The organism is Xanthomonas sp. AC360, from assembly GCF_979258225.1.
The window spans coordinates 1,792,734-1,808,228 of record NZ_OZ409846.1; the positions used below are offsets into that span (position 1 = coordinate 1,792,734).

14 protein-coding genes and 1 other RNA gene are annotated in these 15,495 nt (G+C 64.6%); 7 read left to right on the plus strand and 8 right to left on the minus strand.

From position 1 onward, the window contains the following. Entirely contained in the window at positions 1-936 is a 936-nt protein-coding gene (locus ACZZ0O_RS07580) for an NAD(P)-dependent alcohol dehydrogenase (RefSeq protein WP_463590434.1), read from the minus strand. A 605-nt stretch (positions 937-1,541) separates the two neighbouring features. On the opposite strand from ACZZ0O_RS07580, the gene ACZZ0O_RS07585 reads away from it, so the two are divergent. From ACZZ0O_RS07585 to ACZZ0O_RS07595, 3 genes are all read left to right on the plus strand, one after another. After that, the gene (locus tag ACZZ0O_RS07585) at positions 1,542-2,135 is read left to right on the plus strand and encodes a TetR/AcrR family transcriptional regulator (RefSeq protein WP_238692082.1); all 594 of its coding nucleotides are present in this window, start codon (positions 1,542-1,544) and stop codon (positions 2,133-2,135) included. A gap of 160 nt (positions 2,136-2,295) precedes the next feature. Continuing rightward, positions 2,296-3,156 carry an oxidoreductase gene (locus ACZZ0O_RS07590; RefSeq protein WP_323521067.1) on the plus strand — a complete coding sequence of 287 codons (861 nt, stop codon included), beginning with the start codon at positions 2,296-2,298 and terminating at the stop codon, positions 3,154-3,156. Positions 3,157-3,214: 58 nt separating this feature from the next. Continuing rightward, entirely contained in the window at positions 3,215-4,213 is a 999-nt protein-coding gene (locus ACZZ0O_RS07595; protein WP_463590435.1) for an NADP-dependent oxidoreductase, read from the plus strand. A gap of 166 nt (positions 4,214-4,379) precedes the next feature. Here the strand turns inward: ACZZ0O_RS07595 and ACZZ0O_RS07600 are convergent, their stop codons facing one another. The 5 genes from ACZZ0O_RS07600 to ACZZ0O_RS07620 all read right to left on the minus strand — a co-directional run bounded on the left by ACZZ0O_RS07600 (position 4,380) and on the right by ACZZ0O_RS07620 (position 7,696). Continuing rightward, positions 4,380-4,766, minus strand: a complete 387-nt coding sequence (locus ACZZ0O_RS07600; protein WP_463590436.1) for a hypothetical protein — start codon at positions 4,764-4,766, stop codon at positions 4,380-4,382. A 58-nt stretch (positions 4,767-4,824) separates the two neighbouring features. Beyond that, positions 4,825-5,232, minus strand: a complete 408-nt coding sequence (locus ACZZ0O_RS07605; RefSeq protein WP_104615232.1) for a DUF4259 domain-containing protein — start codon at positions 5,230-5,232, stop codon at positions 4,825-4,827. A gap of 70 nt (positions 5,233-5,302) precedes the next feature. Further along, positions 5,303-5,935 (minus strand): dihydrofolate reductase family protein, encoded by a 633-nt coding sequence (locus tag ACZZ0O_RS07610; RefSeq protein ID WP_463590437.1) that lies wholly within the window; start codon positions 5,933-5,935, stop codon positions 5,303-5,305. Between the two features lie 64 nt (positions 5,936-5,999). Then, positions 6,000-6,076: non-coding RNA, sX9 sRNA (locus tag ACZZ0O_RS07615), on the minus strand. Positions 6,077-6,712: 636 nt separating this feature from the next. Beyond that, the gene (locus tag ACZZ0O_RS07620; RefSeq protein ID WP_463590438.1) at positions 6,713-7,696 is read right to left on the minus strand and encodes a quinone oxidoreductase family protein; all 984 of its coding nucleotides are present in this window, start codon (positions 7,694-7,696) and stop codon (positions 6,713-6,715) included. Between the two features lie 191 nt (positions 7,697-7,887). On the opposite strand from ACZZ0O_RS07620, the gene ACZZ0O_RS07625 reads away from it, so the two are divergent. Then, positions 7,888-8,259 (plus strand): winged helix-turn-helix transcriptional regulator, encoded by a 372-nt coding sequence (locus ACZZ0O_RS07625; RefSeq protein ID WP_055853470.1) that lies wholly within the window; start codon positions 7,888-7,890, stop codon positions 8,257-8,259. 429 nt (positions 8,260-8,688) lie between these two features. On the opposite strand, the gene ACZZ0O_RS07630 is transcribed toward ACZZ0O_RS07625, so the two are convergent. Continuing rightward, positions 8,689-10,140 carry an OprO/OprP family phosphate-selective porin gene (locus tag ACZZ0O_RS07630; protein WP_463590439.1) on the minus strand — a complete coding sequence of 484 codons (1,452 nt, stop codon included), beginning with the start codon at positions 10,138-10,140 and terminating at the stop codon, positions 8,689-8,691. Between the two features lie 778 nt (positions 10,141-10,918). Beyond that, entirely contained in the window at positions 10,919-11,809 is an 891-nt protein-coding gene (locus tag ACZZ0O_RS07635; RefSeq protein WP_311239177.1) for an SDR family oxidoreductase, read from the minus strand. A gap of 134 nt (positions 11,810-11,943) precedes the next feature. Between ACZZ0O_RS07635 and ACZZ0O_RS07640 the strand changes: the two genes are divergently transcribed. The 3 genes from ACZZ0O_RS07640 to ACZZ0O_RS07650 all read left to right on the plus strand — a co-directional run bounded on the left by ACZZ0O_RS07640 (position 11,944) and on the right by ACZZ0O_RS07650 (position 15,451). Then, complete coding sequence (locus tag ACZZ0O_RS07640) at positions 11,944-12,381, plus strand: winged helix-turn-helix transcriptional regulator (protein ID WP_463590440.1); 438 nt, start codon at positions 11,944-11,946, stop codon at positions 12,379-12,381. Between the two features lie 491 nt (positions 12,382-12,872). Further along, on the plus strand, positions 12,873-13,370 hold the full coding sequence (locus ACZZ0O_RS07645; protein WP_463590441.1) for a hypothetical protein: 498 nt from the start codon (positions 12,873-12,875) through the stop codon (positions 13,368-13,370). Continuing rightward, entirely contained in the window at positions 13,367-15,451 is a 2,085-nt protein-coding gene (locus ACZZ0O_RS07650; RefSeq protein WP_463590442.1) for a methyl-accepting chemotaxis protein, read from the plus strand. The genes ACZZ0O_RS07645 and ACZZ0O_RS07650 overlap by 4 nt, the downstream gene beginning before the upstream one ends. The last annotated feature ends 44 nt before the right edge of the window (positions 15,452-15,495 follow it).

Below are 15,495 nucleotides of genomic sequence, written 5' to 3' on the forward strand. Positions count from 1 at the left end.
TCAGTCCATTCTGACCAGGCCCTTGCCCGGACGCTTCTGGCCGGATTCAAGGGTATTCATCAAGCCGATGGCACCTTCCAGCGGAACGATCTCGCCGATCGGCAGGCCGAAGGTTCCGGCTTCCGCAGCGCTGGCGATGTAAGCAAGGATGGCACTAGACGGCTTGCCGATCACCAGCTTGAAGCGCCGGTCCACCACGGCGCGGACGAACTTTCCCAGGTCAGGTTCCAGATCCAGGAAGCTGCCGCGCTTGTTGCGTAACAACGCCAATCCCGTAGCAGCTTTCATGACGGCCGAGGTGTCGAAGATGACGTCGAAGCGCTCATGGATGTCTTCCGGTCGGGTCACCCTGTAATCGTAGACCTGTTTCAGGCCCAGCGATCTGGCTCGCTCCATCGACCCCGCGCTACAACTCCCGGACACGCTTGCACCCAAGAGCTGCGCCAGCTGCACCGCCGCTTCGCCCACCGCGCCGGCGCAGCCGTTGACGAACACATGCTGGCCTTTCTTCAGCGCCGCCTTGTCGACCAGACCATTCCACGCGGTGACCCCGGGCGTGCCCAGGCACGCAGCGTTTTCATAGGAGACGTTATCGGGTTTCTTGACCAGGCTCTCTTCGGTGGTGATCACCGCTTCGCCCAATGCGCCGCACTCCTTGAAGCGCGCCAGGCCGAACACCGCATCGCCGGGCTTGAAGCGGGTGACGCCTTCGCCCACCGCGAGCACCACGCCCGACAGATCCATGCCCATCGCACGCGGAAAGGTCCGCCCGGTCACGATCTTCATGACGCCGTTGCGCATCTTCCAATCGACCGGATTGATCGCGGCGTACTTCACCTTCACTGCGACCTGGCCTTTTGCCGGCGCAGCAAGCGTGAACTCGGCCAGCTGCATGACGTCCTGGCCACCATAGCGGTTGTATTGAAGGCGCTTCATTGGCGCGGCGCTCCGGTGGCAGCGGCACGTGTGGACGTGACCTTGCAGGCGAGAAGCACGTGTCGTGGGTCGACCGGGTTGCCGGGATGGGCGGCAGGTCCGGTTCGGTGGCCAACAAAAGGCCGGCCAGCGCTGCGGAACACAAACGTGACCGGATGCGAGGACATCAGTGTGGACGCGTGGGCATCGAGCGCGCTTGAAGCTGCAGGGTCGGTCGGGCGGGAGCGGGTGAAGATGGTCACCAGGACATTCCTCGGAGTGGGCGCCCAGTCTAGGAAGCGGTGGTGACAGATTTTGTCACCATGCTTTTCGCCAGATCGCGGACGCGCAACCGCCGTCGCCAGCGCCGGCGGTTGCGTGGCTTCACGGCACACCCGCGCAGCCCGACCGGCGCGAGCCGACCTCGCCACTCGGTCTGTCAGACAGCCGCGCGCGCTGCCAGGCCAGCGCTTCATGAAAGCGTGCGACTGCCACTCCCGTTCCCTTGTCCGTGCAGTCGCGGTGCCGCTGGGCCCTGAAAGCGGGCGGTGCCCCTTGGTCTACCGCTCGTCGGACAGCCGCCGGTGCGGCTTCCATCGCGACCGATCTTATGTATGATGACCATCATGAAAAAGACCTCGCCACGCTCCCGCGCATCGTCAGGCCGCAAGGCCGATAGCCATGCACGCATCGTCGAAGTCGCTGCGCGCGCGATCCGGCGTACCGGCTACGACGGCACCGGCGTGGCCGACATCATGAAAGAGGCCGGCCTGACCCACGGCGGCTTCTACGCGCATTTCTCTTCGCGCGATGCGCTGCTTGCCGAGGCTGCCGACCATGCCGGCGCGCAGACGGTGGCCAACTCTGCGCAGATCGCTGCTGCCGTGCCGCCGGAGCAGGCGGCGCAGGCACTGATGCGGGCGTATCTGTCCGATGGGCACGTCAAAAACGTCGAATCCGGCTGCCCGATCGCCGCGCTGGGTTCGGAGATGCCGCGTCAGGCACCGGCGGTGCGCCAGGTAGCGACGCGTCGCATCAAGGAAATGATCGACCTGGCCGCGCGCCAATCGCCAGACTGGGGAACGCCGCAGGCGCATGCGCGTGCGCTGGTGACCGTCTGCGCCATGGCCGGCACCTTGATGCTGGCGCGTGCCGTGGACGACCCCGCATTGTCGGCCGCGATGCGTGAGGCGGCACTCGAGCACTTCGGCGCAGCCTGAGCAAAACGCTCGGGTTGATCGTTGTTCAAAAATATGATGTTCGTAATATTTTAGACGTACAGATCGCAGTCCGCCGCAGCCGCGGCTCTCCACCACCACCGCGTGCGACGGCAGCCCCTCAATGGCTTGCCGGCACCCATCACTCGAGACAGAGACACCCATGAACAGCAAGATCGCACTCGTCACCGGAGCCTCCTCCGGTATCGGCGAAGCCACCGCCGCCCACCTGGCCAAGGCTGGCTACACCGTCTATGGCACCAGCCGCCGCGGTGGTCGCTCCAGCACGCCCGGCGTGCAGATGCTGTCGCTGGATGTCACCAACGACGAGTCGGTGGCCACCGCCATCGATACCTTGCTGCGCAAGGAAGGCCGCCTGGACCTGTTGGTCAACAATGCTGGTTTCAGCGTTGCACCGGCCGCGGCAGAGGAGAGCTCCATCGCGCAGGCGCAGTCGGTGTTCGACACCAACTTCTTCGGCACCGTGCGTATGAGCAATGCGGTGATCGGCCAGATGCGCAAGCAAGGCAGCGGGCGCATCCTCAATATCGGTTCGGTGCTGGGGCTGGTGCCGATTCCGTATACGGCGATGTATGTGGCCAGCAAGCACGCCGTCGAGGGTTACAGCGAATCGCTGGATCACGAATTGCGCGATTGGGGCATCCGGGTGTCGGTGATCGAGCCGGCCTACACCAGGACGCCGTTCGACGCCAATTCGCTGCAACCGGATGCTCCGCTGGAGATCTATCGGGACATGCGCGCGCATCTGGCTGCGCACGTTGCACAGGTGATGCAAAAGGCCGATGCGCCCAGCGTGGTGGCCGAGGTGGTGCTCAAGGCAGCGCAGGATCCGCAACCGAAGGTGCGCTACACCGCCGGCAAGGTGGCCAAGCAGATGAGCCTGCTGCGTCGCCTGTTGCCCAACCGCATGCTCGGCAATGCGCTGCGCAAGGAACTCAAGCTGGATCAGGTTGCATCGCCAGCCCGTGCCAACGGCTCGGCTGCTGCCGGAGCACGCGCATGATGCACACGATTGATCGCACCGATGCCAAGATTTGGGCACGCGCCTGTGGGGAACACGCATGAAAGCCGTCATTGTCGACCAGTACAGGAAACATGGCCCGGTGCGCATCGGCGAGATGCCGATGCCGCAGCTGCGCCCCAACGATGTGTTGATCAAGGTCAGCGCCGCCAGCCTGAACCCGCTGGATGCCAAGGTGCGCGATGGCGAATTCAAGATGCTGCTGCCGTTCAAGACGCCCTTCGTGCTGGGTAACGATGTGGCCGGCGTGGTGACGCAGGTCGGCACCGCAGTGCGCGACTTCGCAGTTGGCGATGCGGTGTTCGCCAAGATCGAACCCGGCCGCATCGGTACCTTGGCCGAGTTCGTGGCGATCGATGCAGCGGTGGTCGCGCACAAGCCGGCCAGCCTGAGCATGGAGCAGGCCGCATCGTTTCCGCTAGTCGGCCTGACCGCCTGGCAGGCGTTGGTGGAAACCGCCGCGCTCAAGCCGGGTCAGAAGGTGTTGATCCATGCCGGCTCCGGCGGTGTGGGTACCATCGCGATCCAGCTGGCCAAGCATCTGGGTGCGTACGTGGCTGCCACCACCAGCACTGCCAATGTGGAGCTGGTCAAATCGTTGGGTGCCGATCTGGTGATCGACTACAAGCGGCAGGACTTCCAGGCGCTGGTGCGCGATTACGATGTGGTGCTGCACAGCCTGGATACCCCGACGCTGCTCAAGTCGCTGCAACTGCTCAAGCCCGGCGGTGTATTGATTTCGCTGACCGGCCCGCCGACGCCGGCATTTGCGCAGCAACTTGGGCTGGCGTTTCCGCTCAAGTTGGTAATGCGCCTGCTCAGCCGCAAGGTGCGCGCGCAGGCCAGGCAGCGGCAGGTGTCGTACACCTTCCTGTTCATGCGCGGCGACGGCCCGCAGCTGCGCACGTTGGCAGGTTTACTCGACAGCGGCGTGCTGCGCCCGGTGATCGATACGGTATATCCGCTCGCACGTGCGCAAGAAGCGCTCGCGCAGGTGGACAGCGGCCGCGTCAAAGGCAAGGTCGTGGTCACGCTGTAGCAGCGGCGATCGCGTGGTGTTGCCTTATCGGTAACAGCGAAAAGGTCGTGCTTCGAAAACGATAACGGGGTGGGCAGGCTGCCCACCCCGTTTGCGTATGCGCTATGTGCGTGGCTAGCCGGTGAACACGGTGGATTCGCCAAGCAGCTTCGGCTTGAATGAATTCTTATGCCATTTCCGGCCAAACCGCCGGCCTACCCGCCTCGATGTAATCAAGGTACTCGGACTCGGCAACGCCCAGGTTGACCCAGCGGTCTGGATGGGCCGCCAGTGACGTCTCTGCATATGCAATAGCTGCGTTGGGAGCCTGGAACGTAGCCGCCGCCGCATCAAGATCCTCTGGCACTAGGTATGGAAAGTCATACAGATCGGTGTATTGCTCACTGCCGATGTCCTGGACGTCATATACCCAAATCTGCACCGATCCATCAACGGGCCGCAGCTCGATATGGCGAATGTAGTCCGGATGCAGAGGGCTGCGCCCAAGGAACTGCTCAACGGACTTGCCTCGACGAAACGTCGCCGGAATATCAAGGATGGGAAGATATCGCATGGCGGCTTAGAGAATGAATCAAGCCGCGCTGTGAGGCGGCATCGGATTGAATAAATCGTCAGATCTGCAGCCGTGATCGTAAACCACGCACTTCCGCTTGCCACTCGTTGAAGTCATCGGTGTCCTCCCACAGCTCGCGCAACTCCGAGGTTGGTCCAAGAATGCGATCAATCGCCTGCGCAGCGTCGCTGGTCAATTGAGCGTCGGGTAGCGGCTTTACCCTGTCGATCCATTCCACGACATCCGGCTCATCCAGGGCCTCAGCGGTGGGGCGTCCCAAGGCCGCAACGATCACCTCAATGGCTGCCAGCGCAGTGGTTGCATCCGTCGAATCCACATCGCTATCGGTGGCAAGGACTGCTGCAATTGCCTCGCGAACAAGCGACAGGTCGCCGGCCTCGGTGAGGTCGCATACCCAATCCGCAGCAGTGTCGTTGTCAAAAGAACCGATGCCCCAGCAACCCATGAACGTACTCCTGCAGGTCGAATGTTTGGCATAAGGCGCGCGTTGGCCTCCTGCCTGAGTAGGCCTCAGCTCACTGCCGCACATAGCGCAGGTGGGTGGCCGCAGGTCCATCAAGAATCCTGTCGATACGAAATTGTGTCGCGGGCTCGCCAAGCTGTTCGAACAGACGTCGTCCGCCGCCGAATAAGACCGGTGCCAACGCAATTTCCAGCTCGTCGACAACGCCCAAGCTCAGATACTGCTGGATCAGATCCGCTCCACCGGCAATCCGAATATCACGACTGCCAGCCGATTCTCTGGCCAGTTCCAGCGCATGCTCCGGCCCGTCGTTGATGAAGTGGAAGGTCGTTCCGCCGGGGCGCACCCAGGGCTCGCGTTTCTCGTGGGTCAGCACGTAGACCGGTGTGTGGAACGGAGCCTCCTCTGGCCAGGCAACCTCGCCTTGGTCGAACATCCGCTTGCCCATGATGTTGGCGCCGATACGCGCGAAGGTGCTGCGGACCAGGTCGTTGACCGGGCCGGTGTCACCACCTGATGCGAGCTTGAGCACGTTCTCGCGGAAGTACTGTGTTGTGATCAGCCAACCCATCATCGCGCCCCACTTGGCTCCCCAGTTCTTGTGCTCGGGGTCGTCCATGGTCATCCCTTCCGGCGCCATGTAGCCATCAAGGCTAAGGCCGATGCTGACGAATACCTTGCTCATGATTTCACCTGTGGCGCGTCTGAGGGCAGCAGAACATCCGAATTCATCTCGACGCGCTAAGAGCGGCTAACAAACCGTAGCGAGCAGTCGTCAGCTGGGTGTGGACGGCGCGTTCAGAACCGGAGTGTACGCGTGGTACACGCCGCACCGAGCATCGGCCGCGTCCACCTGGCGGTGAGCACAGTCCTTTTGTTTGCTGCTCTTAGTTGCGTCTGCTTGCATGCATTGTTAGTCCCGACCATGCGCAGTCTTCGCCTGATACAGCGCTGATGCAACTAGATCTGCAGGACAATGGTCTTTTCCGTTACGGAAGATGGAAACCACCAGAAACGCGATGCGTCGTACTCCAACGCGTGCGCATGTCGGTGGGTTGCCAACCGATCTATGCGTGCGTCCTTGTGGCGTGCTGCACGGGTTCTTACGCGCGTCTTCGGGGGCTAACCGCAAACGAGTTGCTGCCGCTGATGACAAGTGCGCCCGGTATGGCCGGCCGCAGCGCAACGATCCAGCACTGGCCGTCGCACCATCTCGCGGTGCGGCACGCAGACGTGCATTTTGAAACGCGCAACGTGCAACACCCGCAGTGACCGCCGATTCGATGGCCGCTGCGGGTGTTGTGTGGTGTGACCAGCAGTGATGCCGTGCATGCCTTCAAATCCATCCAATCTCGCGATGGGTTTGAAGCCCGGTTGCGGGCCTCACCACGCAACCCGGTGGATGGACCTCGCCGACGCTGACCGCGCCCGATTGCCGGGGCGGTCGTTTTGTCTGTCGCGGTTACTCGGCCCAGGGCTCCAGCACTACCTTGCCGGTGGTCTGGCGACTTTCCAGCAATTGGTGCGCCTGCGCGGCCTGCGCCAGCGGCAACACCGTGCCGATTTGCGGAGCGAGTTTGCCGGTCATGATGAAGCCCATGATTTCGCCCAGCACCTCCTGCAGCAGTCCGGGCTGGGCCTGGTAGCCGCCGATGTCGAAGCTGGTCAGCGTGTGGTTCTTCAGCGTGAGCTGCCAGGGGTCGATCAATGCAGTCTTGCCGCTGGACTGGCCCAGAAACACCATGCGCCCGAACGGTGCCAATGCCGCCAGGCCTTCGCCCACACTGTCGCCGCCGGCACTTTCCAGGATCACATCCACGCCGCGTCCATCGGTGAGTGCCAGCACCTGCTCGGACCAGCCGGGTGCGGTGTAGTCCACCGAGGCATCGGCGCCCAGGCGTTCGGCCAGCGCACGTTTTTCCGGCGAGCTGGCCGCAGCGATCACCTTGCAGGCGCCATAGAGTTTGGCCAGTTGCACCGCGAACGAACCCACACCACCGGCCGCCGCTTCGATCAATATCGTCTCGCCCGGTGCCAGTCGCGCGGCTTGCCGCAACGCGATACCGGCAGTGAGCCCGTGCGCGACCACTGCGGCGGCCTGCACCGCGCTCACGCCCGGCGGCAACGGCACCACCAACGCGGCGGGGAAGGCGATGTATTGCGCATAGCCGCCCACGCCCGGCGTGGCCAGCACGGCCATGCCCACCTCCAGCCCGGTGACGCCTTCGCCGAGCGCGGCGATCGTACCGGCCACCTCGATCCCGAGGGTGTACGGCAGTGGCGATGCCTCGATGTAATCGCCGCGCCGACGCATGACGTCGGCAAAGTTCAGGCCGACCGCTTCGATCTTGATCAGCACTTCGCCATTGCCGGGCTGCGGCTGCGGAACTTCTTCATAGACCAGCACGTCGGTGCCGCCGTGCTGGTGAAACCGTACTGCCTTCATGATGCATGCTCGCTGGGTCAGGGGGCCGAATGGCCGGAGACGCCTGCCGCAACCAGAGTGCCGGCAGGAGATGTTGTCCCGGGGAGAGGCTGTGCAGCCGGTCGTCGCGGGATGCATCACAAGGTATATTCTATAAACCTGATGTCAATCAGGCACCACTTATCCACCAGGTATCCCACGAGACACTTGCAATGAACACAGCGATGCTGCAACCCGCTTTCAAATTCGATTGCCCAGGCCGTGAGACGTTGGAGCAACTGGCAGACAAATGGTCGGTGATGGTGCTGGCCTGCCTGCTGGTGACGCCGCTGCGTTTCAACGCGATCAAGCGCAACCTCGAAGGCGTGTCGCAAAAAGCCTTGACCCAGTGCCTGCGTCGGCTGGAGCGCAACGGCATCATCGTGCGCACGGTCATCGTGCGCTCGCCGATTGCGGTGGAATACCGCATCACTCCGCTCGGCCTGCGTCTGAAAGAGCCAATCCAATTGCTGTGCGCCTGGACGCTGGATAACCAGCACGCGATCGAGCAAGCGCGTGAGGCATTCGACCGCGAAGCAGCGTAAGCGTTGGTACGGAGACAGGCGACAGGACGCGCTTGCGTTGCGATGTGCACCTCAGTGGCAGACAGTCACGCCGCGATGCTGGACGACCCGGCATCGCAGCGCATGCAATGGCGCACGATCCGCGCTTGCACCAGCCTGGCAGGCACGGACAACTGCAAGGCAATGCAGTGCTTACACCATGTCATCGACATGTCGCTGCCGCACGAAGGCGCGTGCAGCGCGATGCGTTGACGTGCAACAACCGCCACTGCCCTCAACGTTGTGCAGGCATCGCATTGCAGGGGCGTACCAGCACATCTGCACCACAACACGCAGCGTCGTCATGTAAACGCCCCGCACAGGGCGGGGCGTTTGCAGTCGTAGCAGCGCAGCGTTGCATCACGCCCACTGCTGCGGTGGTGCGCGCGGCGTGGCCGCGGATGGCGTGACTCAGTAGTTGACCTGCAACTGCAGCCGCAGCAGATCGCCTTCTACCACCGGATACGGCGCCGTGGTGACGTCGGTGCGCTTCATCTTCGAATACGCAAACACCAGTTCCAGCGCGTCCATCGGCTGCCATTCGACACCGGCTTCCACTTCGTCCAGGCGCATGCGCGGCGCATTGGTGTCGAACTTGGAGCCGCCGCGGTAGGTCTGCCATTTCAGGTACGGCAGCAGGGTGCCGTAGTTGAAGTCGTGCTTGAACATCGCCTGCACATACCCGCCGCTCAGCGAGCGGGTGCGGATGCGGCGCTGCGCGACATCCAGCTCCGGTCCGCGGCCCACCGTCCACTCGGCCTGCAAGCCGAACGGCTGCGGGTAGTAGATGACGTGCGCAGCAACGCGCTGGTCGGTATAGCCGTTGGGGTCGGTGATGGCGGGAGTGAAACTGCGGCCGCCGATATTCACCGCCGCCGCCGTCGGCACGAAGCGCCCGCTGTAAGCATCGGCGCCCACTTCCAGATACTGGCCATTGGCGAATTTGAACGGGTAGGTGGCGTGCACCACCGCATGCATGCCGTCGTTACGCTCGGCGCGGTTGGCGCCCTGGCCGTTGTACACGCCCGCGCCCAGCACGCCGTAATCGCCCGAGCCCTTCAGACCGGATTTGACCAGGTCCTGGAAGCGGCCCTTGGCGACGGTGGGGCTGTAGTAAAACACCGCACCGATATCGCGTTCGTCGCGCAGGCCGGAGTTGAGCGCGTCGGCGCGATCCAGGGTGAGGCGGTTCTGGCTGGACTGCAGGTTTTCCCAGCCGTACGGCATCTTCGACTGACCCACACGCACGCGGTACTCGCGCTTCTTGTCGAAGAAGATATCGGCGTACGCATCGCGCAGCTGCGCAAAGTTGGAGGTAGTCGAACCAGTCGGAGTACTGGCGAAATCCGGCTGGAAATACAGCGACACGTGCTCGTTGAGATCGCCGCTCAGCACCAGGCGCGCACGCCGGATGCCCAGGCTCTGGTCGTTGCCGATGAAGCGATCGCCCGGCGCACGCAGGTCCTGCGCATCGCCGCCAATGCCCTGGTTGTAGCGGATCTGGGTGTAGCCACGCAGGCTCAGCTTGTCGTACCACTTCTTGCCGACATCGCCGGCCTTGGCCGGTGCGGCGGCTGGCGCCGGTGCAGGGGCGGCCTGTGCGATGGCAGTGTCGGCCGGCACGGTTGCGCCAGGTGCCGGAGGCAGCGTCTGTGCCGGCGCGGCAGGCATCGCCGAGGCGGGCAACTTGCCGTTTTCGTCCACCTGCACGAAGGTGCCCAGCTTGTCGCGCCCGGGTGCCGGCTCGGCAAAGATCTGCTTGGTCTTGCGGTCGACGTACAACTCAAGCTCGGCGGCCAGCGTGCTGCCGCTGGCGGTCGCGCTGAGGGCGCACAGGACGGTGGCGAGATTGCGTTTTTTCATGGATCCGGCTCGGCAAGGGAAACTGGGCGGCGGTGGCGTGGCCGGTCGAAGCGCCCTCGCATAGGGCGCGTGTGGCCAGACGCCGGGCACCGTCATGGCGCTCCGCACTGCTGCCGTAGCAGCGATGGGGTGCAGTTATATTTAGGTTTGATGTCAGTTTGGTGACATCCGGGCCGTTATCCGACCGGTGACTGTGTCAACTGCGTGTCCGGTAGATGTCAGTCCGGCGACGCGAGCTGTGTCGAGAAGCGGTGGCGGCCCTGCTATGGCGGGGGCCCTGGAGGCATGCCGTCGCCCTGATGCTTGCGTGGTCCATCCGCCTAAGCAGGTGCTGCGTGCAGCGATACGCCTGGCACGCACGTTGACCGTGACGGCCGAAAAGTCGAACAGTCGAACGGTCGAGCAGTCGGCCAGATTGAGGAATGCGCTCTTCGAGCGGGGCTGGTGGCACCTCGCCAGTAAGAGCGGCGAACAAAATCGAGCGAGCGCCTGTCAGCGAGTGCAGGGTCGAATGCGCGGTGCCCTCACCGCTCGCGGGACACGCGGTGAACCCGTCCCTGGGGGCTCGGTGGCGGCATCCGTGCCGCGCAATCGGCGAGGACACCGCGCCACGCCCGGCCAGCGCTATCGCCGTGCGCAGACAGTCCGCACCGAGCGCGTCATCTGCAGCGCACTGGCACAGGCCAAAAAAACGCCACACCCGACGGGCATGGCGTTGCTTGTCTTCACCGGCCGCCACACGCATCGCTGCGTCTCGCGGCCGGCCTGGCCCCCTGGTTCAAGCTGCCGGCTGTGCCGCCGCCAGCGCCGCCGCCACGGTCTCGCGCCATGGCGTGGTGGGGCGGCCGATCAAACGACTCAGGGTGTGGCTGTCGTCGAACAGGCTGCCGCCGCGCGAGGACGCCGAGCACTGCGCCAGCACCTGCGCAAAGCCGGCCGGCACGCCCACCTGCACCAGCGCCGCAGCGTAGTCGGCTTCCGGGAGGTCGTGGTACACCACCGGCTTGCCCGCCAGCTGCGATAGCTCGGCTGCGTACTCGGCCATCGTGAAGGCGGTATCGCCGGCCAGCTCATAGACCTGCCCGGCCTGCGGCGCATCCGATGCCAGGACCGCTGCGGCGGCCGCCGCGTAGTCGGCACGTGTGGCGGTGCTGAGCTTGCCCTCGCCCGAGCTGCCCATCGCCCCGCCGTGCGCCACTTCGGCCGCGATCGAGCCGGTGTAGTTCTCGGTGTACCAGCCGTTGCGCAGCAGCACGTGCGGCACGCCGCTCTCGCGCAGCAGCGCCTCGGTGACCACATGCTCTTCGGCCAGCGACAGCGTGCTGGTGTCCGCGCGCAGGATGCTGGTGTAGGCGAGCAACTCCACCCCGGCGCGCTTGGCCGCGTCGATCACATTGCGGTGCTGCTCCACGCGTGCGCCCACCGCGTTGGACGACACCAGCAACACCCGGCCGACGCCCGCAAAGGCCAGGTCCAGGCTGTGCGGGTCGGCGTAGTCGGCCTGACGCACCGTGATGTCGCGTTTTGCGAACTCGGCAAGTGACGCAGTATCACGGGCCGTTGCTACGATGCGGCTGGCAGGCACATGTTCCAGAAGCGCGTCGACGACCAGTGCACCTAGCTGTCCGCTGGCGCCGGTAACAAGAATCAGGGGGGAGGCATGTGCCATGTGGAGCTCCAATAGGTTTAGAGAAGAGGTTTGGTCTAGTATCTAGACCTTGTGGTCAGCGAGCCTATTGTCAGGACCGCCCGGTCCTTCGCAAGGAGGCAGTTTTACTCCCCCTGGTTACTGTGAGATACCCCGTGAATGCGATTGCCTTGTTCCCACCGCCGCCGTCCCTGGAAGGCCCCTTCGATGCCACCAAGTGCCCCGTGCGCGATGTGCTCGATCAGATCGGCGACAAGTGGACCTTGCTGATCCTGTTGACGCTGATCCCCGGCCCGTCCCGCTTCAGCGCCATCCAGCGCTCCGTGCCGGACATCTCCAAGCGGATGCTGACCCAGACCCTGCGCAACCTCGAGCGCAACGGCATGATCACTCGCAAGGTCTACGCCACCAAGCCGCCCAGCGTGGAATACGCACTGTCCAAGCTCGGCGTCGCCCTGCTCGGCCCGGTCTCGCAACTGCTCAACTGGGCAGGCGAAAACCATGCCGGCATCCGCGCCGCACGCGAGCGCTTCGATCGCGCCCAACAGCCGTTGCCCGCGTTGGACGCCGACGAAGCGATGGCGCATGCATAGGCGGGCTTACCCGCGCTGACGGCCGGCGCGGTGTTGGTGGCGTGGAAACGATGGTCGCCACGCGCGTGGCTGCGTGGCTGTGCGGTTGGCGCAGGTAGTCCGCCGGCTGCTCCGATTGCCCGCTGTGTTGCCACCGCTGACGTCCGGTGGCTCACGGCAGGCGGTCGGGGGTGTTGCGCCGATGCGCTCACGGCCGCCGAGCTGGAGTGATCCGGCAAGTCGCGGAGGCGTGGCGATGCCGCCGGGCCCGTCTCGGCGGCGTTGACGACCTGCTGCGGGCAGCTGCAATAGTGTGAACGCGTGCTCACAAAATCGCGTTTCAGCTAAATGCCTGATCGCCGCGGCATGGGCAGATGCGATGGCAAACGCTTGCAGCGCAACGGCCAAGCGCCGGCCTATCGCTCCCATCGCAAACTTCAATCGCAAGCTGGCTCAAGCGCACGCAGGTGCGTCCGATAAGGGCTCACCTTATCTCGCGAAGCCACTCCTCTATGCCTGTGCTCGGCAGCCTGTCTTGTGCATCGCGACGTACCCTGGGCATCGCCCTGCTCGCACTGTGGTGCGGCTGGATTGCCGTGGCCTGGACAACCCCGCGCGCGCAAGCCGGTGATCTGAGCAGTGCCTGGGCACAGGTCCAGGCGGGCCTGCCGGCCGCCCAGGCGGCGCCAATGTTGATCGGCGTCGTCGGCGCCTGCGCCTGCACCGATCTCGCATCAGATCGCGCCTGGGCCGTGCTCAGCACCGCCGTGCGTGCCCACGGCGGCCAGGTGCGGCTGCTCGACAGCCCGGCACTGCAGGGCAGCGGTTACGCAGTGTGGCTGCTCGGCGCCGATGGTCAGCCGCGCTATGCCGGCCCCGCAGACGGTGGCGCGGTGTGCGGCACTGCGGGTGCGGCGGCGTGGTCGCGTTGGCTGCCTGAAGTTCTAAACCGCGCGGCAGGTGCCGCAGTGGTGTCCCCTTGTCCGTGTGCCGTGGAGTCGCTGTCATGATGGAACTGTCCGCATCGGCGCCGCCGACCTCCAACTACGCCACGCGTCTGGCCATCAAGGCCGACCGGCTATTCCTGTGGTTGGCGGTGCTGCAGAGTGCCGGCTCGCTGGTCCTGGCCTGGAGCCAGGGCCAATGGACCACCTTCCTTGCGGTCACGCTGCCCAGCCTGCTGCTGATGGCCTGGCAGGTGCATGCAAACCCCGGCACGCGCCTGACCCGGATTACCAACGCGCTGGTACTGATGGCTCTGGTCGCCGCCACCATCCAGCAAGCGCATGGTCTGGTGGAAATGCACTTCGGCGTGTTCGTGATCCTGGCGTTGTTGCTGTATTACCGCGACTGGCTACCGGTGGTGGTCGCCGCCGGCGCCATCGCCGTGCACCATCTAGCGTTCTACTGGCTGCAATCGCGCGGGATGCCGGTGCAGGCCTTCACTGCCGGCAGCGGCTTCGGCATCGTGCTGTTGCACGCTGGCTACGTGATCGTGGAAACCGCCTTCGTCTGCGTGATGGCTATCCAACTGCGGCGACAGGTCGATGCGTTGGATCACGAAGCCGATGCATTGGCGGAACTGGCCGACACCCTTGCGACCGGTGCCACCTTGCCGCCGGCGATCATGCAGCAGACCTTCCGCAGCGGGTCGCTGGCGCAAGCGCTGGTGCGGATGAGCGTGCAGGTGGAAGAACGCATCGCGCAGCAACAACAGTTACTGCTGGAAAACCGCCGCATCCGTCTGGCATTGGATGCCTCGGCGATGGCGGTGGCCATCGTCGACGGGCAGGGCGCAGCCATCTACCGCAATCAGTCGTTCCAGCAACTGAGCACGCATGTTGATGCCGATGCGCTGGAGACCGCGCTGGCCGATGCAGTGCAGCTGGGGCATGCCACCGGCACCAGCAGAACACGCGCACTGGCCGCGCTGCAGCTGCAGGAAAACATCACGCCTGTGCACGATCATGACGGCAGTTCGCTGGGCGTGGTGGTGGAGTGGCAGGACCGCACCCAGGACCTGATGCTGGAAGAGCAGCTGGCAACCGTCATCGCACAGGCCACGCGCGGCGAACTGGGCGCGCGTCTGCACGGGCATGCCAACGGCGGCACGCTCGGCCAGCTGGCCGACGGCGTCAACCGCTTCCTCGCCATCACCGACGACAGCCTGCAGGACATGCGCCAGATGCTGGCGGCGATGTCGCGCGGCGATCTGTCGCAACGCATCGATCGCCCGTGCGAAGGCGTGTTCGAGCAGATCAAGCGCGATGCCAATGCCACCGCCGATGAACTGGCCCGCATCATTGCGCAGATCCGCAGCTCAAGCAGCGCGATCAATCATGCGGCCGGCCACATCCTCACCCGCAACGATGCGTTGGAGCAGCAAGTGCAGCGCCAGTCGGCCACGTTGGGCCACACCGCTGCCCAGATGCAGGCCGTGCTCGGCACCATGCAGCAACACACCGCCCAGGCAGCGGATGCGGACAAACTCACCGCCGCTGCCTCGGAGGCCGCACGCAGTGGCGGCGACACCATGCAACAGGCGATGGGCACCATGCAGCAGATGGAGCAAGCATCGCGCCGCATCCAGGACATCATTTCGGTGATCGACGGCCTTGCGTTCCAGACCAATATCCTGGCCTTGAACGCTGCGGTCGAAGCCGCACGCGCTGGCGACGAAGGCCGTGGTTTTGCAGTGGTCGCCAGCGAAGTGCGCGCGCTGGCGCTACGCTCGTCCACCGCCGCCAGCCAGATCAAGACGCTGATCGGCGAGTCGGTCACGCACATGCAGGCAGGCGTGCAGCAGGTGCGCCACGCTGGCGAAGGCATGCAGCACATTGTGGCCACCATTGGCCAGGTCAGCAGCACGCTCAGCAAGATTGCCATCGCCTCGCAACAGGAAGCCGGCAGCATTGCGCAGGTGCATCACACCCTCAACAACGTGGATACCGACATGCGCGACGGCGTCACCCGCATGCAGGACGCCAGTGCTGCTGCACGCGCGATGGGCGATCACGCCGCGCAGCTGGAAGATGCGGTGAGTGCGTTTGTTGCCGATGCATTCGATGACTGTGCCAAACGCGCGGCCTGAAGCGAACGATCCAGCCTGGCACCGTCATCGGTGTCGTGCTGCAG

What these genes read in the sequence shown, in the direction of transcription:
- ACZZ0O_RS07630 (WP_463590439.1), bottom strand. Translation starts at nt 10,140, where the DNA reads ATGAAAAAACGCAATCTCGCCACCGTCCTGTGCGCCCTCAGCGCGACC.
- ACZZ0O_RS07650 (WP_463590442.1), top strand. Translation starts at nt 13,367, where the DNA reads ATGATGGAACTGTCCGCATCGGCGCCGCCGACCTCCAACTACGCCACG.
- ACZZ0O_RS07645 (WP_463590441.1), top strand. Translation starts at nt 12,873, where the DNA reads ATGCCTGTGCTCGGCAGCCTGTCTTGTGCATCGCGACGTACCCTGGGC.
- ACZZ0O_RS07595 (WP_463590435.1), top strand. Translation starts at nt 3,215, where the DNA reads ATGAAAGCCGTCATTGTCGACCAGTACAGGAAACATGGCCCGGTGCGC.
- ACZZ0O_RS07585 (WP_238692082.1), top strand. Translation starts at nt 1,542, where the DNA reads ATGAAAAAGACCTCGCCACGCTCCCGCGCATCGTCAGGCCGCAAGGCC.
- ACZZ0O_RS07610 (WP_463590437.1), bottom strand. Translation starts at nt 5,935, where the DNA reads ATGAGCAAGGTATTCGTCAGCATCGGCCTTAGCCTTGATGGCTACATG.
- ACZZ0O_RS07590 (WP_323521067.1), top strand. Translation starts at nt 2,296, where the DNA reads ATGAACAGCAAGATCGCACTCGTCACCGGAGCCTCCTCCGGTATCGGC.
- ACZZ0O_RS07625 (WP_055853470.1), top strand. Translation starts at nt 7,888, where the DNA reads ATGAACACAGCGATGCTGCAACCCGCTTTCAAATTCGATTGCCCAGGC.
- ACZZ0O_RS07605 (WP_104615232.1), bottom strand. Translation starts at nt 5,232, where the DNA reads ATGGGTTGCTGGGGCATCGGTTCTTTTGACAACGACACTGCTGCGGAT.
- ACZZ0O_RS07600 (WP_463590436.1), bottom strand. Translation starts at nt 4,766, where the DNA reads ATGCGATATCTTCCCATCCTTGATATTCCGGCGACGTTTCGTCGAGGC.
- ACZZ0O_RS07635 (WP_311239177.1), bottom strand. Translation starts at nt 11,809, where the DNA reads ATGGCACATGCCTCCCCCCTGATTCTTGTTACCGGCGCCAGCGGACAG.
- ACZZ0O_RS07580 (WP_463590434.1), bottom strand. Translation starts at nt 936, where the DNA reads ATGAAGCGCCTTCAATACAACCGCTATGGTGGCCAGGACGTCATGCAG.
- ACZZ0O_RS07620 (WP_463590438.1), bottom strand. Translation starts at nt 7,696, where the DNA reads ATGAAGGCAGTACGGTTTCACCAGCACGGCGGCACCGACGTGCTGGTC.